The organism is Actinocrinis sp. (genome assembly GCF_035650855.1).
Classification (GTDB): domain Bacteria; phylum Actinomycetota; class Actinomycetes; order Streptomycetales; family Catenulisporaceae; genus Actinocrinis.
In genome coordinates this window covers 1-20433 of record NZ_DASRGV010000105.1, presented here as the reverse complement: position 1 = coordinate 20433, position 20433 = coordinate 1, and the positions used below count along the sequence as shown (strand labels likewise).

The 20433-nt window shown below is 69.7% G+C and carries 22 protein-coding genes and 1 riboswitch; of the genes, 15 read left to right on the top strand and 7 right to left on the bottom strand.

What is annotated here, in order from left to right:
- From recX to VFB40_RS08525, 3 genes are all read left to right on the top strand, one after another.
- A partial coding sequence (gene recX, locus VFB40_RS08535) for a recombination regulator RecX (protein ID WP_324848757.1) occupies positions 1–455 on the top strand: 455 nt, incomplete at its 5' end.
- Positions 456–486: 31 nt separating this feature from the next.
- The gene (miaB, locus tag VFB40_RS08530; protein ID WP_349261395.1) at positions 487–2019 is read left to right on the top strand and encodes a tRNA (N6-isopentenyl adenosine(37)-C2)-methylthiotransferase MiaB; all 1533 of its coding nucleotides are present in this window, start codon (positions 487–489) and stop codon (positions 2017–2019) included.
- 21 nt (positions 2020–2040) lie between these two features.
- A complete protein-coding gene (locus VFB40_RS08525) occupies positions 2041–2820 on the top strand; it encodes a class III extradiol ring-cleavage dioxygenase family protein (RefSeq protein ID WP_324848755.1) in 780 nt (259 codons plus the stop codon).
- 129 nt (positions 2821–2949) lie between these two features.
- Here the strand turns inward: VFB40_RS08525 and VFB40_RS08520 are convergent, their stop codons facing one another.
- The gene (locus tag VFB40_RS08520; RefSeq protein WP_324848754.1) at positions 2950–3273 is read right to left on the bottom strand and encodes an antitoxin; all 324 of its coding nucleotides are present in this window, start codon (positions 3271–3273) and stop codon (positions 2950–2952) included.
- Between the two features lie 184 nt (positions 3274–3457).
- Here VFB40_RS08520 and miaA point away from each other — a divergent pair, with 184 nt between their 5' ends.
- Positions 3458–4411 carry a tRNA (adenosine(37)-N6)-dimethylallyltransferase MiaA gene (gene miaA / locus VFB40_RS08515; protein ID WP_349261394.1) on the top strand — a complete coding sequence of 318 codons (954 nt, stop codon included), beginning with the start codon at positions 3458–3460 and terminating at the stop codon, positions 4409–4411.
- A 64-nt stretch (positions 4412–4475) separates the two neighbouring features.
- On the opposite strand, the gene VFB40_RS08510 is transcribed toward miaA, so the two are convergent.
- Positions 4476–5798 carry an FAD-linked oxidoreductase, L-gulonolactone oxidase family gene (locus tag VFB40_RS08510; protein WP_324848752.1) on the bottom strand — a complete coding sequence of 441 codons (1323 nt, stop codon included), beginning with the start codon at positions 5796–5798 and terminating at the stop codon, positions 4476–4478.
- Between the two features lie 230 nt (positions 5799–6028).
- On the opposite strand from VFB40_RS08510, the gene VFB40_RS08505 reads away from it, so the two are divergent.
- Together VFB40_RS08505 and VFB40_RS08500 are read left to right on the top strand one after the other, a co-directional pair.
- On the top strand, positions 6029–7108 hold the full coding sequence (locus VFB40_RS08505; protein ID WP_324848751.1) for a ferrochelatase: 1080 nt from the start codon (positions 6029–6031) through the stop codon (positions 7106–7108).
- A gap of 37 nt (positions 7109–7145) precedes the next feature.
- Positions 7146–7967, top strand: coding sequence for an inositol monophosphatase family protein (locus VFB40_RS08500; protein WP_324848750.1), 822 nt, complete (start codon positions 7146–7148; stop codon positions 7965–7967).
- Between the two features lie 244 nt (positions 7968–8211).
- Here the strand turns inward: VFB40_RS08500 and VFB40_RS08495 are convergent, their stop codons facing one another.
- Positions 8212–8388 carry a hypothetical protein gene (locus VFB40_RS08495; protein WP_324848749.1) on the bottom strand — a complete coding sequence of 59 codons (177 nt, stop codon included), beginning with the start codon at positions 8386–8388 and terminating at the stop codon, positions 8212–8214.
- A 440-nt stretch (positions 8389–8828) separates the two neighbouring features.
- Here VFB40_RS08495 and VFB40_RS08490 point away from each other — a divergent pair, with 440 nt between their 5' ends.
- Positions 8829–9485: a response regulator transcription factor gene (locus VFB40_RS08490; protein WP_324848748.1), complete on the top strand. Its 657-nt coding sequence runs from the start codon at positions 8829–8831 to the stop codon at positions 9483–9485.
- A 10-nt stretch (positions 9486–9495) separates the two neighbouring features.
- Positions 9496–10884, top strand: a complete 1389-nt coding sequence (locus VFB40_RS08485) for a sensor histidine kinase (protein WP_324848747.1) — start codon at positions 9496–9498, stop codon at positions 10882–10884.
- Positions 10885–10897: 13 nt separating this feature from the next.
- Here VFB40_RS08485 and VFB40_RS08480 read toward each other — a convergent pair whose 3' ends face one another.
- Positions 10898–11416, bottom strand: a complete 519-nt coding sequence (locus VFB40_RS08480) for a gamma carbonic anhydrase family protein (RefSeq protein WP_324848746.1) — start codon at positions 11414–11416, stop codon at positions 10898–10900.
- Between the two features lie 209 nt (positions 11417–11625).
- Here VFB40_RS08480 and VFB40_RS08475 point away from each other — a divergent pair, with 209 nt between their 5' ends.
- Entirely contained in the window at positions 11626–11919 is a 294-nt protein-coding gene (locus VFB40_RS08475) for a DUF4193 domain-containing protein (protein WP_324842248.1), read from the top strand.
- A 58-nt stretch (positions 11920–11977) separates the two neighbouring features.
- On the opposite strand, the gene VFB40_RS08470 is transcribed toward VFB40_RS08475, so the two are convergent.
- A complete protein-coding gene (locus VFB40_RS08470) occupies positions 11978–12493 on the bottom strand; it encodes a DUF3093 domain-containing protein (protein WP_324848745.1) in 516 nt (171 codons plus the stop codon).
- An 89-nt stretch (positions 12494–12582) separates the two neighbouring features.
- Here VFB40_RS08470 and VFB40_RS08465 point away from each other — a divergent pair, with 89 nt between their 5' ends.
- The 4 genes from VFB40_RS08465 (at position 12583) to VFB40_RS08450 (ending at position 15535) form a co-directional block, all read left to right on the top strand.
- A complete protein-coding gene (locus VFB40_RS08465; RefSeq protein WP_324848744.1) occupies positions 12583–13221 on the top strand; it encodes a PaaI family thioesterase in 639 nt (212 codons plus the stop codon).
- Between the two features lie 80 nt (positions 13222–13301).
- Positions 13302–13763 carry a dUTP diphosphatase gene (gene dut / locus VFB40_RS08460; protein ID WP_349261393.1) on the top strand — a complete coding sequence of 154 codons (462 nt, stop codon included), beginning with the start codon at positions 13302–13304 and terminating at the stop codon, positions 13761–13763.
- 71 nt (positions 13764–13834) lie between these two features.
- Positions 13835–14581, top strand: coding sequence for a DUF3710 domain-containing protein (locus tag VFB40_RS08455; RefSeq protein WP_324848742.1), 747 nt, complete (start codon positions 13835–13837; stop codon positions 14579–14581).
- Positions 14582–14875: 294 nt separating this feature from the next.
- Complete coding sequence (locus tag VFB40_RS08450) at positions 14876–15535, top strand: DUF3159 domain-containing protein (RefSeq protein WP_324848741.1); 660 nt, start codon at positions 14876–14878, stop codon at positions 15533–15535.
- 132 nt (positions 15536–15667) lie between these two features.
- On the opposite strand, the gene VFB40_RS08445 is transcribed toward VFB40_RS08450, so the two are convergent.
- Together VFB40_RS08445 and VFB40_RS08440 are read right to left on the bottom strand one after the other, a co-directional pair.
- Entirely contained in the window at positions 15668–16327 is a 660-nt protein-coding gene (locus VFB40_RS08445) for a potassium channel family protein (RefSeq protein WP_324842254.1), read from the bottom strand.
- A complete protein-coding gene (locus tag VFB40_RS08440) occupies positions 16327–16986 on the bottom strand; it encodes a potassium channel family protein (protein WP_349261392.1) in 660 nt (219 codons plus the stop codon). Before VFB40_RS08440 ends, VFB40_RS08445 begins: the two co-directional genes overlap by 1 nt.
- 315 nt (positions 16987–17301) lie before the next feature.
- On the opposite strand from VFB40_RS08440, the gene VFB40_RS08435 reads away from it, so the two are divergent.
- Both VFB40_RS08435 and glyA read left to right on the top strand, forming a co-directional pair.
- Positions 17302–18567 (top strand): class I SAM-dependent RNA methyltransferase, encoded by a 1266-nt coding sequence (locus VFB40_RS08435; protein WP_324848740.1) that lies wholly within the window; start codon positions 17302–17304, stop codon positions 18565–18567.
- Between the two features lie 8 nt (positions 18568–18575).
- A riboswitch (ZMP/ZTP riboswitch) is annotated at positions 18576–18687 on the top strand.
- A 32-nt stretch (positions 18688–18719) separates the two neighbouring features.
- Positions 18720–20021 carry a serine hydroxymethyltransferase gene (gene glyA / locus VFB40_RS08430; RefSeq protein WP_324848739.1) on the top strand — a complete coding sequence of 434 codons (1302 nt, stop codon included), beginning with the start codon at positions 18720–18722 and terminating at the stop codon, positions 20019–20021.
- The last annotated feature ends 412 nt before the right edge of the window (positions 20022–20433 follow it).

The window sequence follows — 20433 nt, the reverse complement described above, 5'->3', positions numbered from 1 at the left end:
TGCGTCTGCTCACCGCGCGGGCGCGCACCCGCGCCGAGCTGGCGGGTCAGTTGGCCAAGCGCGGCTATCCCGACGACGTCAGCTCCCGCGTCTTGGATCGGCTGGCCGGTGTCGGATTGATCGACGACGCCGACTTCGCCGAACAGTGGGTGCACTCCCGCCGGGCGAACGCTGGAAAAGGCAAGCGCGCGTTGGCTGCTGAGTTGCATACCAAGGGCGTCGACAACGACGTCATCACCGCGGTGCTCGGCGGCATCAATTCCGCGGCCGAGCGCGGACGCGCCGAGCAGCTGGTGCGGACCAAGCTGCGACGGGAGACCCTGGCCGGCGACGACGATGCTCGGGTCACCCGCCGTCTGGTGGCGATGCTGGCGCGCCGCGGGTTCAGTCAGACGATGGCCTATGACGTGGTCAGCGTTGAGCTGGCCGCCGAACAGGAGCGCAGGCGCGTCTAGGCCCGAGGTGAATTCGCCGTACCATGGCCCCGTGACTTCGACGCTGGCGCAGGAAAAGGTGCGGACCTACCAGGTCCGCACCTATGGATGCCAGATGAACGTCCATGACTCCGAGCGGCTGGCGGGTCTGCTGGAAGCCGCGGGTTATCAGCGCGCGGCCGACGGCGCCGAGGCCGACGTGGTGGTGTTCAACACGTGCGCGGTGCGCGAGAATGCCGACAACAAGCTCTACGGCAACCTCAGCCACCTGGCGCCCCGCAAGCGCAGCGACCCAAACATGCAGATCGCCGTGGGCGGTTGTCTGGCCCAGAAGGACAAGGACGCCGTGCTGCGTAAGGCGCCGTGGGTCGACGTGGTCTTCGGCACCCATAACATCGGGTCATTGCCTGCGCTGCTCGACAGGGCGCGGCACAACAGGGTCGCCCAGGTCGAAATTGCCGAGGCGTTGCAGGAATTCCCGTCGGCGCTGCCGGCTGCTCGCGAATCAGCTTATGCCGCTTGGGTTTCGATCTCAGTTGGCTGCAACAACAGCTGCACGTTCTGCATCGTGCCGTCGCTGCGCGGCAAGGAGCGCGACCGCCGCCCCGGCGAGATCCTGGCCGAGGTCGAGGCGCTGGTAGCCGAAGGCGTCGTTGAGATCACGCTGCTCGGCCAGAACGTCAACTCGTACGGCGCCGAATTCGGCGATCGCGAGGCCTTCTCAAAGCTGCTGCGCGCCTGCGGGCAGATCGAGGGGCTGGAGCGGGTCCGCTTCACGTCGCCTCATCCGCGCGACTTCACCGATGATGTGATCGCGGCCATGGCTGAGACGCCGAACGTGATGCCTTCACTGCACATGCCCCTTCAATCCGGCTCCGACTCCGTGCTACGCGCCATGCGTCGCTCTTACCGGCAGGAGCGGTACCTGGGGATCATCGAGCGGGTGCGTAAGGCCATCCCGCACGCGGCGATCACCACCGACATCATCATCGGCTTCCCCGGCGAGACCGAGGCCGACTTCGAGCAGACGCTGCACGTCGTGCGCGAGTCCCGGTTCGCCTCCGCGTTCACCTTCCAGTACTCAAAGCGACCCGGCACGCCGGCCGCCGAGATGGACGGCCAGGTGCCGAAGCAGGTCGTGCAGGAGCGTTACGAGCGGCTGGTGGCTGTGCAGGAGGAGATCTCCTGGGCGGAGAACCGCAAGCTGGTCGGTACCGAGGTCGAGCTGCTGGTCGCCGAGGGCGAAGGCCGCAAGGACGGCGCGACACACCGGATGTCCGGCCGCGCCCGCGACAACAGGCTCGTGCACTTCGCCGTCGGGGACGCGGCGGTCGGTGAGGCCGACGAGGCACAACGGCCCCGACCCGGTGACCTGGTAACCGCCAGGATCACCTACGCGGCGCCACACCACCTCGTCGCGGACGGAGAGAACGGCGGCAGCGCCGTACGAACGCTGCGGCGACTGCGCTCCGGTGACGCCTGGGAGGCGCGTAACGCAGCGAAGGACACCAAGCCGGTCGTCTCGCTTGGGATGCCCGCGGTGGGGGTTCCTGCGCCGCTGCCTGCCGCCCCTGTGTGCGGCTGAGCCCAGATAGGAAGACGCAGCATGCTGGTCGCGGCCGCAGTGTGCCCGCAGACGCCTCTGCTCGTGCCAACGGTCGCGGGCGGCGCGGCTGAAGAGCTGGCGGACGTCCGTAGGGCATCCATCGACGCGGTAACGCAGCTGTGGCGGGGAAAGCCGGACCGAGTCGTCGTGATCGCGTCCGGGGCTGGTTCAGGCGCGCAGGAAGGGCGGCTTGGGGGCACGTTCCGCCGTTTCGGCGTTGAGCTCACGGTCGGCGGCGCCGCGGATAGCGAGGACATGACCGTCGAGCCGTGTTGCGGCCTGCTCGTTGCTCGGTGGTTGCTCGACGCTGCGCTCCCGGCTGCCGCTTTGGCGCGCGAGGGCTGGGAGATCGGCGAGGACACTGCGCCGAAGGAATGCGCGGGGCTGGGGCGGGAACTGGCCGGCCGGAGCGAGCGGGTGGCGCTCCTGGTCATGGCCGACGGCTCGGCGCGGCGCACGCTTAAAGCTCCCGGTTACTTCGATGACCGCGCCGAGCCCTTCGACGACGAGATCGCCCGCGCCCTGGCCGCCGTAGACAAGAAGTCGCTCGCGGCCATCGATCCGACGGTCGCGAGCGACTTGATGGTGGCGGGACGCGCGCCCTTGCAGGTGCTCACCGGGGCTGCGGAGGCCACAGAAGCCGCTTCGGCCGGCAGCACGGGCGCCGGAGAGCGCGCGTGGCACGGCGAACTGCTCTCGTATGGCGCGCCGTATGGGGTCGGGTACTTCGTGGCGTTGTGGAGGATTGGCGGGGCCACGGTAGGGGCGGCTGACGCTTAGCCTCGGTGCGCCAAATGGCGTCGGCTACTTCGTGGGGTTGTGGACGCTTGGGGGCCCGGTGGTGCCAGCCGACGCGTAGCCTCGGTGCGCCCTACGGTGTCGGGCACTTCGCGGGGCGCAACATCGCGGTCAGCTCTGCGGTGGCTGCGAGCCGTCCTCGCCAGGCATGCCGCCCATGCCTGATTGCGGCATGTCCGGGCCGGCTCCGGGCTCGCCGCCCGCGTCCCGCGCGCCCTGCTCGGCGAGCATGTCCTTGGCCCTGCCCGTGCCGGTGTTGATCTGGTCGGTGTACTTGTGGCCGGTCCGGTCGTCGACCATCTGTCCGGCCTTGTCGACGCCCTTGTTGACCTGGTCGCTGTGACCGTGCAGCATCCCGCGCGCCCGGTCCATCATCGCGGTGCCCGAGCCGCCGCCCTGGGTCTTGCTGTGTTTGAACCTGTCGAAGATGCCCATCGTCCTGGCCCTCCGGTCTTGGGCCGCCGTGTTCCGGCAGCCCGATCATCCGAGCATATGCGACATAAGCGGACATCGCGCGTCGGAGCGTGAGCCCGGGGACTGGGAGAATGGGCCCGTGACAGGGCCAGTGACAGAGCAGGCGGCGCAGACGCGGTATTCGGCAGCGGGCCAGCCCGACGAAGTGCCGCGGACGGACGTAGTGCGGGCCGACGACCACGGTGCGGTACACAGCCGTCCGACGGTCATTGCCGTGGTCGGCCCGACCGCTGTCGGCAAGTCAGACCTCGCTGTGGCGCTCGCTCGAGCAGTCGGCGGCGAGGTGGTTAACGCCGACTCCATGCAGCTGTACCGCGGCATGGATATCGGCACCGCGAAGCTGACTGAAGCCGAGCGCCAGGGCGTACCGCACCATCTGCTGGACATCTGGCCGGTCACAGAGCGCGCGGCGGTAGCCGAATATCAGCGCCTTGCGCGGTCGGTCATCGATCGGCTGTTGGCCGAGGGGCGCCCGGCGATCCTGGTCGGCGGCTCGGGCCTCTACGTGCACGCCACGCTGGACGACTTCGAGTTCCCCGGCACAGATCCGGATCTGCGCGCCGAGCTTGAGGCACAGCTTGCGGAGGTTGGCTCCGCCGCGATGCACGCGCGGCTCGCCGGAGCCGATCCGGGTGCGGCTGCGGCGATCCTGCCGTCTAACGGACGCCGCATCGTGCGCGCGCTTGAGGTGATCGAGCTGACCGGCGGCAGGTTCACAGCGACGTTGCCCGGCCACAGCCCGCACTACCCGCACACGCTGCGCCTCGGCCTTACCGCAGACCGTGCTGTGCTCGACGAGCGCATTACGCATCGCGTCGACGTGATGTGGGAGCGAGGTCTTATCGACGAGGTGCGTGCGTTAGAGCGCGTCGGGCTGCGCGAGGGCGTCACTGCGAGCCGGGCCCTCGGCTACAAGCAGGTTCTCGCGTTCCTCGCCGGAGAGATCGCCGAGGAGGAAGCGCGAGAGCAGACCGTGAAGGAGACCAAGCGCTTCGCGCGACGCCAGGAGTCTTGGTTCCGCCGCGACCCCCACGTGCACTGGCTCGATCAGACCGGCTCAGGGGTCTACGAGACGGCGCTGGGACTCGTCCGAGGGTGATGGCCTCGGCAGAGAGGCCCAGCGTCCACCGACTCGACGCGAGCTGAGGAGCAATCAGCCTTCGTCAGGCGCCGAAGATGCGCTTGGTGTACTCGTTGGCGAATACGCGCTGTGGATCCGCCTTATCGCGCACGGCGAGGAAATCCTCAAAGCGCGGATACGCCGATGCCAGGTACTCGCGGTCACGTGTGTGCAGCTTGCCCCAGTGCGGACGGCCGTCATACGCCACCATGATCGACTCAGCGTTCTCGAAGTACTCGGTCGGATTCACGCCGTCGGTCATGTGGAACGCAAGGTACGCGGTGTCACGGCCATGCGCGGTTGACAGCCACAGGTGGTCCGCCGGTGCGGTACGCACCTCGATCGGGATACCGATGCGCAGCCCGGCGTCCTGCAGCATCCGTCGGACCTCGCGCAGCGCGGGCACGGTCGCCTCGCGCGGCAGCGCGTACTCCATCTCCAGGAACTTGAAGCGACGTGGCGAGGTGAACACCTTGTCCGAGCGGTCCGTGTAGCTGCGCGCCGAGAGCGCCTTCGCCGCCAGCTTGTTGATGGCGGGGACGGCGCGCGGTGCGCTGCGACCGGCCTTGAGCAGGCCCGAGAAGAACGTGTTGGAGAGGAATTCGTCCTCCAACCAGGCACGCCCACGCGAGAGCGGGGCCGCCGGGCCGTCCGTGCGGTTGTTGCGCTTGAGCATCGTGCCGTCGGTGTGCGGGAACCACCAGAACTCGAAGTGCTCGTTGTCCCGCCACAGCTCGTCGAAGGACTCGAACACCGCCTCGAGGCGCATCGGCTCCTCGCGCGCCGCAAGCAGGAACGCCGGCTCGGTGCGGAAGGTCACCGCGGTGATCACGCCGATCGCGCCGACCCCGATGCGGGCCGCCTCGAACAGCTCGGGGCGCTCGGTGGCCGAGCAGGACACGATCGAACCGTCCGCCAGCACCACTTCGAGCCCTGCGACCTGCGCGGCGATGGAAGCACTCGACCGCCCGGTGCCGTGCGTGCCGGTGCCGATCGCCCCCGAGACCGTCTGCGCCTGGATGTCGCCCATGTTGGTCAGCGCGAGGCCCTGCTCGGCCAGCAGCTCATTGAAACGCCACAGGCCCATGCCCGCCTCGACGGTGACCAGCCCGGAGGACTTGTCCGCGGACCGCAGCCTGGTCAGGTTGTCCAGCCGGATGAGCACGCCGTCGGTCACCGCGACCGGCGTGAACGAGTGGCCGCTGCCGACCGGCTTGACCGCGAGGCCCTGGGCCGCGGCCTCGCGCACGGTCTGCGCCACCTCGGCGGCACTCGACGGAGTGGCTATGCGCCTGACCCGGGCCTTCTGGTTGCCGGCCCAGTTGGTCCACGTGCGGGTCGGCGTGGAGGTCGCCTCAGTGCTCACAGCCTCGATTGCCCATCTCGTCAGGTCGGCGGGGGTTCCTGCGTGCGGTCTCGCGCCGGCACGCGGCGCAAGGCGCTCTTGCGCGGAATTGTGCCGCCCGGGTTGGTTCTGCGGTGCGTAGCCAACGCGACATGCGGCCGGGCGTCAAGGGACTTCAGGTAATTTCGGTGTTGCCCGCCATCCCCGGTGCCTCCGGCTTTGGCCCGTGACAGGCGTGCGAGGATGGCTTCATGTCTTTGGCCAGCCCGTACGACGCCCTGCTACTGCTGTCCTTCGGCGGCCCTGAAGGGCCCGACGATGTAGTGCCCTTCCTGGAGAACGTCACCCGCGGCCGGGGCATCCCCAAGGAGCGCCTCGTCGAGGTCGGCGCGCACTATTTCCAGTTCGGCGGGGTCAGCCCGATCAACGGGCAGAACCGCGCGCTGATCGCCGCTCTTGAGCAGGACTTCGCGCGGCACGGGCTCGACCTGCCGATCTACTGGGGCAACCGGAACTGGGACCCGTACCTGGCCGACACGCTCGCCCGGATGGCTGAGGACGGCGTGCGGCGTGCCGTGGTCTTCGTCACTTCGGCGTATTCGTCATACTCCGGCTGCCGGCAGTACCGCGAGGACCTGGCCGCGGCGGTGGCGGCAGGGGGAGCGGCGACCGCCGACCTGGAACTCGACCGCGTCCGCGCCTACTACGACCATCCCGGCTTCGTCGAGCCCATGATCCGCTCGACCGTCGAGGCTCTGGGGACGCTTGACGAGTCGGTGCGAGACGCGGCCGAGCTGGTGTTCGTCACGCACTCGCTTCCGCTTGTCCTGGCAGAGTCGAGCCCTTACGTGGAGCAGCATGAGGCGATCGTGCAACTCGTCGCCGAGGGTGTCGAGCGTGCCACCGGGATCGCCGACAGGCCCCGCTCGCTGACCTACTGCAGCCGCAGCGGCCCACCGAGCCAGCCGTGGCTTGAGCCGGATATCGGCGATCACCTGCGCGAGCGCTCAGGCGGCGGGCTGCCTGCGGCGGTGGCGGTGCCGATCGGCTTCGTCTCGGACCACATGGAGGTCGTCTACGACCTCGACACGGAGGCCGCCGCGACGGCTGCCAAGCTTGGCCTGCCCTTCGCCCGGGCGGCGACGGTCGGGACGGACCCGGCGTTCGTCGCCGCGATCCGCGACCTCGTGCTCGAACGCGCCGCGCGGGCACGCGGCGAGCAACCGGAGCCGAAGGCACTCAGCGCCCTAGGCGTTATGCCGGACGTGTGCCGCGCCGGATGCTGCCCTAACCCCCGTGCGCAGAAGCCCGCGCTGTGCGGGTCGGACTGATGCACGCGCCCGAACCGACGCGACTGAACGGACTGACGTGACGCCAGATCCCTGGAAGCTGCTGGAATTGGCCCGCGCCGCCGCATCCGAGGCGGCCCGGCTCGCGGTGGAGCGACGACCGGCCGACCTGGGCGTCGCGGACACCAAGTCGAGCCCGACGGACGTCGTGACCGAGATGGACACCGCCGCCGAAGCGCTCATCCGCGAGCTGATCCTCGAACAGCGACCCGATGACGCGTTCCTGGGCGAGGAAGGCGGAGCCGACTCCGGGCGCGGCGCCGAGATGGGACATGGCGCGGTGCGTTGGGTGATCGACCCGATCGACGGCACCGTGAACTACCTCTACGACCTACCGCACTGGTCCGTATCCGTGGGCGTAGAAGTCGACGGCGTAACGGTCGCCGGAGTCGTCACCGCGCCGCGCTTGGGCGAGGTGTACACGGCCGTGCGGGGCGCCGGAGCTTGGTGTAACGACACGAAGCTGCGCGTAAGGCCTGCGACGGATCTTGGTTCGGCTCTGGTGGCCACTGGCTTCGGCTACCGCGCCGAGCGGCGAGAGCGTCAGGGTGCGATCGCGGGGGCGCTGCTGCCGCGGGTGCGTGACATCCGCCGCAATGGGTCAGCCGCGCTAGATCTGTGCGCGGTGGCCGCAGGGCGTCTGGACGGGTACTACGAGCGCGGAACGCACCATTGGGACCGCTGCGCTGGCACGCTTATTGCCATCGAGGCTGGCGCGGTCGTCGAGGGATTCCACGGCGCCGTGGCGAGTGAGCAGATGTCCATTGCCGCGCCTCACGGCACCTTCAGCGCGCTCCACGACGCATTGGTCGAACTCGGGGCGGATGATGATGATTATTAACAGGCCCGCACTGGGAGAGGTGCGGCGCTGAGAGAGGCGCGGCACTGAGAGGGGTGCGGCACTGAGGGAGATGCGGTACTGAGGGCCGCTGAGGGAAGCGCGGCACCTTGGGGCTGGTGCGCGGCGCTGGGGGAGGCCGAGGTGTGGCGTAGCGGGCTCGGAGACGAGAATCGCCCCGCGCCGCTGAGGGCGTGGGGCGATCAGTGAAGTCTGCTCGGAAGTTCGGGGCCGTCCGGTAGCCGGATCAGGCGGCCGTGGGCGGTGCTACGTCAACGCCGTGCTCTGCGGCGATGCGCAGCAGGGAGTCCAGTTCGCCCTGCTCCACTTGGACCGCGTAGGGATCCTTGGCGTACATCGCACGGCGCAGGGCCGTCTCCGTCTCGAAGATGCGCTGACGCAGGCGAATGGAGAACTCTCCCATAGGTTCGCTCCTTGCGCGGGGAACGGGCGGGGTCGGGTGAGGGGTCCGGGTGCCGCCCAAAGCCGTGGAGGTCGAGGCCGAGAGGCCGCTGGATCGAGGGTCGCCTTGCTGGTGTCGTACGAGGGTTGGTACTGCTCAGAGGTTCTGCCGCACTCACGAGTTCGTGCCCACGCCGCCGGTTCGGCGGGTTGAGCCACCTGGGTCAGGCGTTCCCGAACCCGCTCGCCGCCAAACCAGCTGCGGGGGCCCGGAATTATCTTGACCCGCTCTTTACACGCGGTGCGGCAGCCTGTTTTCCTCGAGCCGGGCCCGTCGGCCGAGCAGAGCGTATTCGGGCCGGTCGTCGGTGGGTTGAACGCCGCGTGAATTCAGGACGCGGTATGCAATCAAGACGATGTGAAATCGATCCGAACAGAGTGCGAAGCGGAGGCGTACTGATCATGCGGGTGCTGGTCGCCGAGGATGAGCAGTTGCTGGCCGACGCCATCGCGACCGGGCTGCGCCGTGAGGCCATGGCCGTGGACGTGGTCTACGACGGGGCCTCGGCGTGGGAGCGCAGCAGCGTGAACGACTACGACGTGGTGGTGCTCGACCGCGATCTGCCCGCCCTGTCTGGGGACGAGGTCTGCCGGCTGATCGCCTCCTCCGGCTCCTCGACCCGTGTGATCATGCTCACGGCGGCTTCGGACGTCTCCGACCGTGTGGCCGGGCTCTCCCTCGGCGCGGACGACTACCTCGGCAAGCCCTTCGCGTTCGCCGAGCTCGTCGCCAGGGTGCGTGCGCTGGGTCGGCGGTCGGTCGCGCCGGTCCCTCCCGTGCTCGAGCGGGCCGGGCTGCGCCTGGATCCCGCGCGCCGTGAGGTGACTCGCGACGGTGAGCCGGTCACCCTTTCACCCAAGGAGTTCGCCGTCTTGGAGGTGCTGATGCGTGCGGATGGCACCGCGGTGACCGCCGAGCGGTTGCTGGAGAAGGCGTGGGACGAGAACGCCGACCCGTTCACCAACGTCGTGCGCGTTACCGTCATGACGCTTCGCAAGCGCCTCGGCGACCCGCCGGTCGTGCTCACCGTGCCCGGCGCCGGTTACCGCATCGCGTAAGAAGCCGACGATGGACATCGATCCGAACGCGAGCACACTCGGCGGCGGCATCCCCGACCCGGGACCGCCGAACGCCGCACAGCCGCCCTCCGTGGGCCCAGCGGGGCCGCGCCGGGTCGAACCGAGCGCGCCGGACCCCCTTGCCCAGACGGTCGTGCCGCTGACCGCCTCGGGCCACTACACGGCCGTCAGCGAGGCCGCTCCGCCCTTCGGCCGCCGTCCGGCGGGGCGCCGCGGCCTCACCGTGCGCGCCCGCCTCACGCTCATCTACGGGTCGCTGTTCATCGGCGCCGGCGTCGTGCTGATCATCCTGATCTACCTGCTGGTGCTCTGGCGGCTCAACCACCCGCGTGCCAACCTGCCGGCGTCGTGCACGCTGACGCAGGCGGACCGAGCCGCGGGCTTGAAACTGACGGCTGCTCAGACGGCCCTGTGCAACCGCCTCGAGCGCTCGGAGACGCTGCGCGGCATCGTGATCTCGTCCTTGCTCGGGCTCGCAGCGACCAGCGTCGTCGCGTTCGGTGCCGGTTACTGGATCGCGGGACGCGTACTGCGACCGCTCAGCCGCGTTACCGCCGCCGCCCGACGTATCGCACACCGGCCGGATGCCGCCTCACGCACCCGGATCTCGCTCGACGGCCCAAGCGACGAACTGCGCGAACTCGCCGACACCTTCGACGAGATGCTCGACCGCCTCGATCTCGCCTTCCAGAGCCAGCGTCGCTTCACCGGCAACGCCTCGCACGAACTGCGCACGCCGCTGGCGATCAACCGCACCCTGCTGGAAGTCGCGCTCGCCGACCCTGACGTGCCCCCGCAAACCGAGCAACTCGCCCGCGCGCTGCTGACCACGAACGAACGCTCCGAGCGCATGATCGAAGGGCTGCTCGCGCTCGCCCGTGCCGATAACGCACTCGTCAATCCCGCCCCCGTGGACCTCGCTGCGGTAGCGCAACGTTCGGCCGCACAGTGCGAAGCCGAGGCCGCAGACCGGGGAGTCGTCGTTCGGACGGACCTGGGGCGCGCCGCAGCATTCGGCGACGGACCATTGCTGGAACGTGTCGCGACGAACCTGATCCAGAACGGGCTGCGCTACAACGTGCCCGGCGGCTGGGTCGATGTGGTCACCTACGACCAGCGAACCCACGGCCTGCTCGTCGTGGCCAACAGCGGGCCGGTCGTGCCCGAGTCGGCGGCAGAGGGTCTTTTTGAGCCCTTCCGCAGACTGCACGCGAACGGCAGCGGTCCGAGAGATCCCGCGGATCGCGGCGCGGGGCTCGGCCTGTCGATCGTGCGCGCCATCGTGTCGGCTCACGGCGGTCACATCGCGGTGCAACCGCGTACGGAGGGCGGCCTGATCGTCCGCGTCTGGATCCCCGCTCCGAGCATCGCGGCCTAACCGGCCGGATTGATCAGCCGATCCGCCGCAGCTCTTTCGCGTAGAGGGCACCGTTGGCAACGTACCGCGCCACCGCGTCGTCAAAGGCACCCGGCGGTACAGCATCGGTCCGGATCTTCGCCGGGACGCCCAAAGCCATCGCTCCGCCGGGAACCTCCGTCCCGGGAGACACGACCGCCCCCGCACCGACCAGTGCTCCGCTACGGATCAGCGCGCGGTGCAACACCACGGAACCCGAGCCGATGAGGCAGTGATCCTCGACCACACAGCCCTCGAGATGCGCGATGTGACCGATTACACATTCAGAGCCGATCACGGTGGCGAGCTCCTCCGTGGCGTGCACCACCGCGCCGTCCTGAACCGAAGTGCGCTCCCCGACCGTGATGCTTCCATAGTCCCCGCGCAGCACCGCGCCCGGCCAGACGGTGCTCCCCGCCCCTACGCTGACCTGCCCGATCACCACAGCGTCCGGGTGGATGAACGCGTCTGGATGGAGGGTGGGAACATGGTCGCCCAAGGCGTAGATCGGCATAGGGCAAACCTTCCATGACGGGGTAGTCGGCAGAGACCGGGGGTCGGAACATCCTGCCAGATCACCCTTTTGGCGGAGGGCGCAGGGTGTCGGTTGCGTAACACCCCTTGAAGTACGGCAAAATCTGCGCCTCGGATCGGGCACAAGTCCGGCTCCCGAAACGTTACGTGCCCAGAACCAGAGAACCGCCTGAAGGGGGAGAGGGAGAAATGGCCACCGATTACGACACGCCACGCAAGACCGACGACGAGCTCAGCGAGGACTCGCTGGAGGAGTTGAAGGCCCGCCGGGTCGACAAGACCGCGGCCGTCGTGGACCTGGACGAGGGCGACGCCGAGTCGCTGGAGCTACCCGGCGCCGACCTGTCCAACGAGGAGCTCAGCGTCCGGGTGCTGCCGCGCCAGGCCGACGAGTTCACCTGCGCCAAGTGCTTTCTGGTGCACCACCAGTCGCAACTGGCGTACGAGCGCAACGGGCAGAGCGTCTGCCGCGACTGCGCATAGTCCGGGTCGCCGCCGGCGGATGGGCGGCGTCTCCGGGCGTCCGGGCCGTCGGCGGTGGTCAGCGTGGGAGCGCGTTGACCACCGCCGCGAGTTGCTTCGGCCGACGGCTGGACAGGTAGAGGTAGGGAGTCGGGTCCGCCGGGTCGGCGACCTCCACGCGCACCGCAGTTGGAATGTAGCTGCGCAAAAGGAGGAAGGCCCGCGGATCCGCCTCGTACGTGCGCAGCGCGCGAGCGCGTTCCGCGTCGAGGGCCAGAGCCGGGCCCAGGGCGGAGGCGGGCAGCGTGGCCGAGCCGGCCTTGAGCGTCCCGTCCGCCGAGATCTCGATCACTTGGTTGCCGTAGGCGACCACCGCGTACTCGCTCAGCGCCGTCCCGGCGAGGAGGGCCACGAGTGACCACCACGGGCCGACCACGAGCATGATGATCGCCAGGCTCAGCCCGAACAGGAAGCCGATGAACCAGTAGGACAGCGGTGCCCGCAGCTTTTCGCGGTAACGCGCGCCGGTGCCGCCCGTGGCGCGCTCACCGCTGCCGCCTTGATCTGGCACAGTCTGTTCGAGCCGTGAGTCCATGGGGCCTAGCGTCACACATCGAGTGAGGGCCGCAGAACCCGCCCCCGCCGGGGACGGAGACAACGTGACTCACGAGTAAGGTTCGGGGCGTGAGCAGACCCGACGTGAGCCAGCCGCCCGCACCGAACGCCGTAGCTCGAGACAGCTCCGGGCCGGTCACGCCGACCACGCCGCCGCCGGACGCCACGGCTCCGCGGCGTCACCCGCAGGCTCCGTCACCGGGCACCGAACTCGGCCAGCACTACCCGATGTGCTTCGCCTGCGGCGACGAACAGCCCAACGGCCTGCACCTGCGGGTTTTCGCTGCCGAAGGCGTCGCCGTGCAGGCGCAGTTCGAGGTGGGCCCCGCCCACCAGGGCGCGCCCGGGCTCATCCACGGCGGCCTGCTCTCCCTCGCCTTTGACGAGGTCATGGGCGCCTTGCACTGGATGATGCGGATTCCCGCCGTCACCGGACGGCTGGAGACCGACTTCATCCGGCCGGTCCCGCTCGGCCGGACCGTGCACTTCTCCGCGCGCTGCGTGGGAAAGCACGGCCGCAAGCTCTACCACCGCGCCGAGGGCCGCCTTGACGGCCCGGACGGCGAGCTGGCGGCCCGAGCCACCGCGTTGTTCGTCGAGGTACAGCTCGGCCACTTCGCAAAGCACGGCCGCGCCGAGGAGGTCCAAGCGGTGCTGGACAAGCCGGACGACTACAGGATGCTGCGGGCCTTCGAGGTGAACCCGTGACGGATCAGCTGGAGTGCACGCGGCAGGACGATGCCGGCGCTGGCCAGGACGGCGCCGCCCCGGAAAGCGCCGGCGCCGGACTGGTCAACGAGGACGCCTTCGGCGGCGACCTGGACGTCCTGGTCACCCGCCTCGACCCCGGCCTTCCCTTGCCGGTGTACGCCCATCCGGGTGATGCCGGAGCCGACCTGCGCACCGCCGTGGACGCGGTCGTGGAGCCCGGCGAGCGGGCCGTGTTGCCCACCGGTCTGGCACTCGCGCTGCCGGAGGGTTACGCAGCGTTCGTGCATCCCCGCTCCGGTCTCGCCGCCCGCTACGGAGTGGGCTTGGTCAACTCCCCTGGAACGGTGGACGCGGGGTACCGTGGCGAGGTCAAGGTGATCGTGGTCAATCTGGACCGGAACGCCCCCGTGGTGTTCCACCGGGGGGACCGGATCGCCCAACTCGTGGTGCAGCGGGTCGAGCGGGCCCGCTTCCGCGAGGTCGCGCAGCTGCCCGATACAGCGCGCGGCACGGGCGGTTTCGGGTCCACCGGCCGATAGGCGCGGCGCGGCGATCTACAGTCGGACGCGGACAGCCGCGGACAGTGGTTACAGGATGGGGAGACGAGACGATGTTCCGACGGCGAGGGCGCGACGCGGAGCAGGAGCCGGACGACGGCTTCGACGAGTCGGCCGACGACGTCTACGAGGACGCGCAGGACGGCGCGCGGCGGGCCCCTGAGGCGGGTTCCGGCCGCGAGAACGGGCCGTGGGACGCGGCGGAGCTCGACGACCCTCACGAAGGCCGGATCGACTTCGGCGGCCTGTTGGTCCCGGCAGCCGGCAACATCCGGGTCGAGATGACCGAGCAGGGCCAGCTGGTGGCCATCCGGATCGAACTCGGGCAGAGCGCGCTGCAGGTCAACGCCTTCGCGGCGCCGCGCAGCGAGGGCATCTGGTCGGACGTGTGCGACGAGATCGCGGTGGAGATCACCAAGCAGGGCGGCATCGTCGACCGCGGCATCGGGCAACTCGGCCCGGAGCTGCGGGCTCGCGTGCCGGTCCGGCTGCCCGACGGCAACCAGGGCATCCAGGTGATGCGTTTCGTGGGCGCCGACGGACCGCGCTGGTTCCTGAGGGGCGTCGTGTACGGCCTCGGTGCGGTACAGCCTGAGGCCGCCGCGGGGGTTGATCAGGTGTTCAAGGAGATCGTCGTGGTACGCGGTACCGAGGCGATGGCCCCGCGTGACCCGATCCCGATGGCGATGCCCAAGAACGCCCAGCCTGCGGAGCCGGCTCCGGCTGAGGAGGCGGCCTCGCCGTACAGCGGTGGGCTCAACCCGTTCGAGCGCGGACCGGAGATCACTGAAGTCAGGTAAGCGACTGATCTATTGACCGCGGCGGTGGGGTCATATCCGGCATTGAATCAGCCGGATACCCCGCTGCGGATGAACCCGGGGCGGCGGCGCAGGGTACACGGCGTGAGGCGGCCAACGCCGAGCGGCGTGGAGCCTACAGCCGCTTGAAGCCCCGGGTTCATCCGTACTGCCGAATGCAACACTGCCGCGGTGTGTTTGGCTACGATGCACGGCATGTCAGCTTTCCCCCCGCCCGAGGCGGCTCCGTCCCCTTTTGCTCCTCAATCGGGCACAGTTGCTCCTCAAACCGGCGACGTGGTGCCGGAACCGCGTGACGGCGTCGCGGTAGAAGCCACCGACGAGGAGCGCCTGGAGGCGTACAAGGAGTCGATCCTCGCCAACTTCGGCGGCAAGCGTGGGCTGACCGAGACCGGGCTGCCGAGCATCGTGTTCATCGTCGTCTTCACGGCCACCAGGAGCCTGAACGCGTCGCTGTGGTCGGCAGTCGCCGTCGCGGCCGCGCTGACCGTGATGCGGCTGGTTCAGCGGGACAAGCTCCAGCACGCCCTGGGCGGCCTTTTCGGCGTCGCGATGTGTGCCGCGTTCGCGAAGTACACGGGCCAGGCGAAGGACTTCTACCTGCCGAGCGTGCTGCTCAACGTCGGGGAGGCGGTGCTGTTCACCGTCAGCGCCCTGGTGCGCTGGCCGATCGTCGGCGTGGTGATCGGCCCGATCACCGGCGAGATGATGTCTTGGCGCGATCACCCGGAGCGGCTGCGCGTGTTCACGATCTCCACGTGGCTGCTCGCAGCGATGTTCACGCTGCGCGTCATCGTCGAGATCCCGCTCTACCTGGCCAACCAGATCACTGCTCTCGGCGCCGCCAAGGTCGTGCTCGGATATCCGCTCTACATCGCGGTCGTCTTCGTGTGCTGGCGGGTCATCAAGAAGGCACCGTTGCCCGCACAGGTCTAGCGGGCGCTAGCCGGATCCGACGAGCTACCGCACCGAACAAAGCGCCCCGCCGACTGCCTGCTCCGAGAACTCGGACAGGCAGCCGACGGGGCGTTGGCGTTGGGCGTCGACTTACTTCCTCCCGGGCGCGGCCTACGGCGCCGAGAGCAGTTCCTCCAGCTGCTGCTCACGGTCCGGAGCCGCCACGAACAACAGCTCGTCTCCCGCCTCCAGCGGGTTCTCCGGGCTCGGCACCAGCACGCGGCCGCCGCGCAGCACCGCGACCAGCGCGGTGTCCTCCGGCCAGGTCACCTCGCCGATCCCGGTGCCGACCAGCGGCGCGTTGGCCGGGAGGGTCAGCTCCACCAGGTTCGCGTCGCCCTGGCTGAAGCGCAGCAGGCGCACCAGGTCGCCGACCGAAACCGCCTCCTCGACCAGCGCCGACATCAGGCGCGGCGTCGAGACCGCCACGTCCACGCCCCAGGCGTCGTTGAACAGCCACTCGTTCTTCGGGTGGTTGACCCGGGCCACCACCCGCGGCACGCCGTACTCGGTCTTGGCCAGCAGCGAGACCACCAGGTTGACCTTGTCGTCCCCGGTCGCCGCGATGGCCACGTTGCAGCGCTGCAGCCCCGCCTCGTCCAGCGAGACGATCTCGCAGGCGTCCGCAAGCAGCCACTCGGCGCGCGGCAGCTCGTCCACCGCGATCTGGTGCGGCTCCTTGTCGATGAGCAGCACCTCGTGCCCGTTCTCCAGCAGTTCCACGGCGATGGAGCGGCCCACGTTGCCGGCTCCGGCAATGGCGACGCGCATCAGTGTCCTGGTCCCTTCGCGAAGATCTCCTCGACCTTGGGTAGTTCCGAGGCGAGCAGGGCCACGTGCGCGAGGTCACCTTCCTGCAGCACGGTGTCGTTGCTGGGCAGCATGGCGTGCCCTAGGCGCGTGAGGGCGGCGATACGCACGCCTGCGGCGTCTTCCAGCCGTGAGACGCGATGGCCCACCCACCCTGGGCTCAGGTGCACCTCGGCGAGCACCACCGTGCCGGAAGGGTCGCGCCAGTGCTCGTCCGCCCCGGCCGGCAGCAGCCGGCGCAGCATCTGGTCCGCGGTCCACCGGACCGTGGCCACGGTGGGGATGCCGAGGCGCTGGTAGATCTCCGCGCGCCGCGGGTCGTAGATGCGGGCCACGACGTTCTCGACGCCGAAGGTCTCCCTGGCGACGCGCGCGGCCAGGATGTTGGAGTTGTCTCCGCTGGAGACCGCCGCGAATGCCCCGGCGCCCTCGATTCCGGCCTCGACGAGCGTGTCACGATCGAACCCGGTGCCGGTCACCCGCCGCCCGGCGAAACCCGTGCCGAGGCGGCGGAAGGCGTTCGGATCCTGATCGACCACGGCGACCGAGTGCCCCAGGTCCTCCATGCTCAGGGCCAGCGCGGAACCCACGCGGCCGCAGCCCATGATCACGATATGCAACTGCGTGGTCTCCTCGGTCGTCTGTGGCGCTCGTCTGGGCCGCGAGGGCGCGGCGCGGGCGTCTTGCCGCTCTGTGTCTATCATCCGTCGGGCGCGCGGCCCAGGGCGGGGTTCGCGGCCGTCCGGCGGGGCGTGCCGCAGGTCCTACCCTGGTATTTGAGCCCGACCGAGCCGCCCGGCGCGGTCCTCCGCTGTAGATCGGATCCCCCTGTGCCCGCTCGTTACGCCTCCCGCACGAACTCCTCTCGTGCGAACCCGCCAGCACGACAGCCCCGGGCCGGCCGCGCGGCCGCTGAATCCGCCGGAACGAGCCTGGTGGGGGAGCGCTTTGAAGTGGAGGTCGGCGCGGTAGCGCACGGCGGATTCTGCATCGCTCGGCACGAAGGCCGGGCGGTGTTCGTGCGTCACGCACTGCCGGGCGAACGGGTCGTCGTCGAGGTTACCGAAGGCGCGGAGAACGATCGCTTCCTGCGGGCCGACGCGGTCGAGATCCTGACGGCGTCGCCTGACCGGGTCGAAGCGCCGTGTCCGTTCTCCGGGCCGGGCAAGTGCGGGGGCTGCGACTGGCAGCACGTGACGCCCGAGGCGCAGCGCAGGCTGAAGGCCGCAGTGGTCGCCGAGCAGCTGCACCGGCTGGCGAAGATCGATCGCGAAGTCGTGGTCGAGGAGGTGCCCGGCAGCGCTGACGGACTCGGCTGGCGCAGCCGCGTCCAGTTCGCCGTCGATGACCAAGGGCGCATCGGGCTGCGTAAGCACCGCTCGCACGACGTCGTACCGATCGACCACTGCATCATCGCGACGCCTGAAGTCGAGCAGGTAGGCGTCGAATCGCGTGCTTGGCCGAACATGGCCGGTGTGGAAGTGATCGCAGCGACCGGTTCCTCGGACCGTGCGGTCGTGGTGACGCCGCGGCCCGGGCAGCGCGTGCCCTTCGTCGAACTGGACGTTCCCGTATCGGTGCTGCGCGGTGACGGAAAGGGCGGCACGCAACGCATCCACGGCCGCGCGCACGTGCGTGAGGTCGCGGCCGGCCGCACGTGGAAGGTAAGCGGCTCCGGATTCTGGCAGGTGCACCCCGCCGCGGCCGACGTGCTCGTGGCAGCGGTCATGGACGCGGTCAAGCCGCAGCCGGGGGAGACCGCGATGGACCTGTACTGCGGCGTCGGGCTCTTCGCCGCCGGCCTGGCCGAGGCGGTCGGCGCGGACGGCGAGGTCGTCGCGGTCGAGTCCGAGGCGGCCGCGGTGGCGGACGCGACCGCGAACCTGGCCGGGCTCGACCAGGTGGTGCTCGTCGAGGAGAAGGTCGAGAAGGCACTGGACCAGGCCCCGGAGGACTTCGAGGCCGAGGTCGTCGTGCTGGACCCGCCGCGCTCGGGCGCCGGGCGCGGCGTAGTCGAGCGGATCGCGGCGCTCAGGCCGCGCGTCATCGCGTACGTCGCCTGCGATCCGGCGGCGCTGGCCAGGGACGTAGCCTACTTCGCCGACCACGGCTACACCCTCGCCGACCTGCGGGCTTTCGATCTGTTCCCGATGACCCATCATGTGGAATGTGTGGGGACGCTGGTGCGGGCCGGTCGGTAGGATCGGTTCCGGCGAGCCGCGACTGGCGCTTCGGCGTGACAGACAGGCCGACTAGGTGGACATAACCACCGGGAAGCGGCCCGCCGTTTTGAGTGGGCACCGTGCGCCTGGGTGTTCGCCCCACCGTAGATCAGCGAACGATGGAGGCAGACATGCACGAGCCCGCCGTACCGCACCTCGCCGCGACCGACCCGGAGATCGCCGACCTGGTCCAGGCCGAGGCCCGCCGCCAGTACGAGAAGATCCGGCTGATCGCCTCGGAGAACTACGTCTCCACCGCGGTCCTGGAAGCCACCGGCACCGTCCTGACCAACAAGTACTCCGAGGGCTACGCCGGCAAGCGCTACTACGAGGGCCAGCAGGTCATCGACCCGGTCGAGACGCTGGCCGTGGAGCGCGCGAAGGCCCTGTTCGGCGCCGAGCACGCCAACGTGCAGCCGTACTCCGGCTCGCCGGCCAACCTCGCCGTCTACCTCGCCTTCCTCAGCCCCGGCGACACCGTCCTGTCGATGGACCTGCCGATGGGCGGCCACCTGACCCACGGCTCGCCGGTCTCGGCCACCGGCAAGTGGTTCCGGCCGGTGCACTACGGCGTGCGCAAGGAGACCGGCCGGGTCGACATGAACGACGTGCGCGAGATCGCGCTGCGCGAGCGGCCGAAGCTGATCATCTGCGGCGGCACCGCCATCCCGCGCACCATCGAGTTCGCCGCCTTCGCCGAGATCGCCCGCGAGGTCGGCGCGATCCTGCTGGCGGACATGGCGCACATCGCCGGCCTGGTCGCGGGCGGGGCGCACCCGTCGCCGGTCGGCCACGCCGACGTCATCTCCACCACCACGCACAAGACCCTGCGCGGTCCGCGCGGCGCGATGCTGCTGTCCACCGCCGAGCACGCCAAGGCGATCGACAAGGCGGTCTTCCCGGGCCTGCAGGGCGGCCCGCACAACCACACCACGGCGGCCATCGCGGTAGCGCTGAAGGAGGCCTCGCGGCCCTCGTTCAAGGACTACGCGGCCAACATCGTCGCCAACGCCCAGGCGCTCGGCGAGGCGCTGGCGGAGCGCGGCTTCGACCTGGTCTCCGGCGGCACGGACAACCACCTGCTGCTGGTGGACCTGACCAACAAGGGCGTGACCGGCAAGGTCGCGGCCAAGGCGCTGGACGCGGCCGGCATCGAGCTGAACTTCAACACCGTGCCGTTCGACCCGCGCCGCCCCTTCGACCCCTCCGGCCTGCGCCTCGGCTCGGCCGCGATCACCACCCGCGGCCTGAGCACCGAGAACATGGCCCAGGTGGCGGGCTGGATCGACGCGGCCGTCGCGGTGGCTGCGCGGGTCGGCTCGCTGGACGGGCTCAAGGAGCCCGAGGTGGCCACGGACCTGGAGAAGATCGCCGGGGAGATCAGGGAGCTGTTGACCGGCTTCCCGATGCCGGGCTGGGCCGCCGAGAACTGACGGTCTGTCACCGCCGCTGTTCGAGTGCTGCCACGCGGTAACGCGCGGCAGCACTGTGACAGGTGCGTGGAACCGGTTGCGGGCGGCTTTCGCGCCGATGTGGTCTAGGCCGCAGTTTCACGAGACGCACCGCGCTGACCAGCGGTGACGCAAATCGGCCAGCTGCGGCCCGGCACAAACCCGACCGAGTTTGCGCGCAGGACTTGGCGGTTATGCCCCTGTGACCCTATCGTTATCAGTGCTCCGCCTAGGTGCGGAGTCCGCCGGGACCGGTGCGCCCGGTGCCGTGCGTTCCCAACCCTGAGCGGGGAGCGCCCGTCACCGGACGTGAGCCGAAGGACGGCCCTGGCGACGACGTCGGATTGAGCCTCCGGCTGTGCGGACACGTGGATAGTAGGGCCGTGGCGGGTGA

Bases quoted from the DNA above. Each gene is read 5' to 3' on its own strand.
- VFB40_RS08455 (WP_324848742.1), top strand. From the start codon at position 13,835: ATGTTCCGACGGCGAGGGCGCGACGCGGAGCAGGAGCCGGACGACGGC.
- VFB40_RS08475 (WP_324842248.1), top strand. From the start codon at position 11,626: ATGGCCACCGATTACGACACGCCACGCAAGACCGACGACGAGCTCAGC.
- VFB40_RS08520 (WP_324848754.1), bottom strand. From the start codon at position 3,273: ATGGGCATCTTCGACAGGTTCAAACACAGCAAGACCCAGGGCGGCGGC.
- glyA (WP_324848739.1), top strand. From the start codon at position 18,720: ATGCACGAGCCCGCCGTACCGCACCTCGCCGCGACCGACCCGGAGATC.
- VFB40_RS08505 (WP_324848751.1), top strand. From the start codon at position 6,029: ATGTCTTTGGCCAGCCCGTACGACGCCCTGCTACTGCTGTCCTTCGGC.
- VFB40_RS08485 (WP_324848747.1), top strand. From the start codon at position 9,496: ATGGACATCGATCCGAACGCGAGCACACTCGGCGGCGGCATCCCCGAC.
- VFB40_RS08445 (WP_324842254.1), bottom strand. From the start codon at position 16,327: ATGCGCGTCGCCATTGCCGGAGCCGGCAACGTGGGCCGCTCCATCGCC.
- VFB40_RS08490 (WP_324848748.1), top strand. From the start codon at position 8,829: ATGCGGGTGCTGGTCGCCGAGGATGAGCAGTTGCTGGCCGACGCCATC.
- VFB40_RS08470 (WP_324848745.1), bottom strand. From the start codon at position 12,493: ATGGACTCACGGCTCGAACAGACTGTGCCAGATCAAGGCGGCAGCGGT.
- VFB40_RS08525 (WP_324848755.1), top strand. From the start codon at position 2,041: ATGCTGGTCGCGGCCGCAGTGTGCCCGCAGACGCCTCTGCTCGTGCCA.
- VFB40_RS08495 (WP_324848749.1), bottom strand. From the start codon at position 8,388: ATGGGAGAGTTCTCCATTCGCCTGCGTCAGCGCATCTTCGAGACGGAG.
- VFB40_RS08480 (WP_324848746.1), bottom strand. From the start codon at position 11,416: ATGCCGATCTACGCCTTGGGCGACCATGTTCCCACCCTCCATCCAGAC.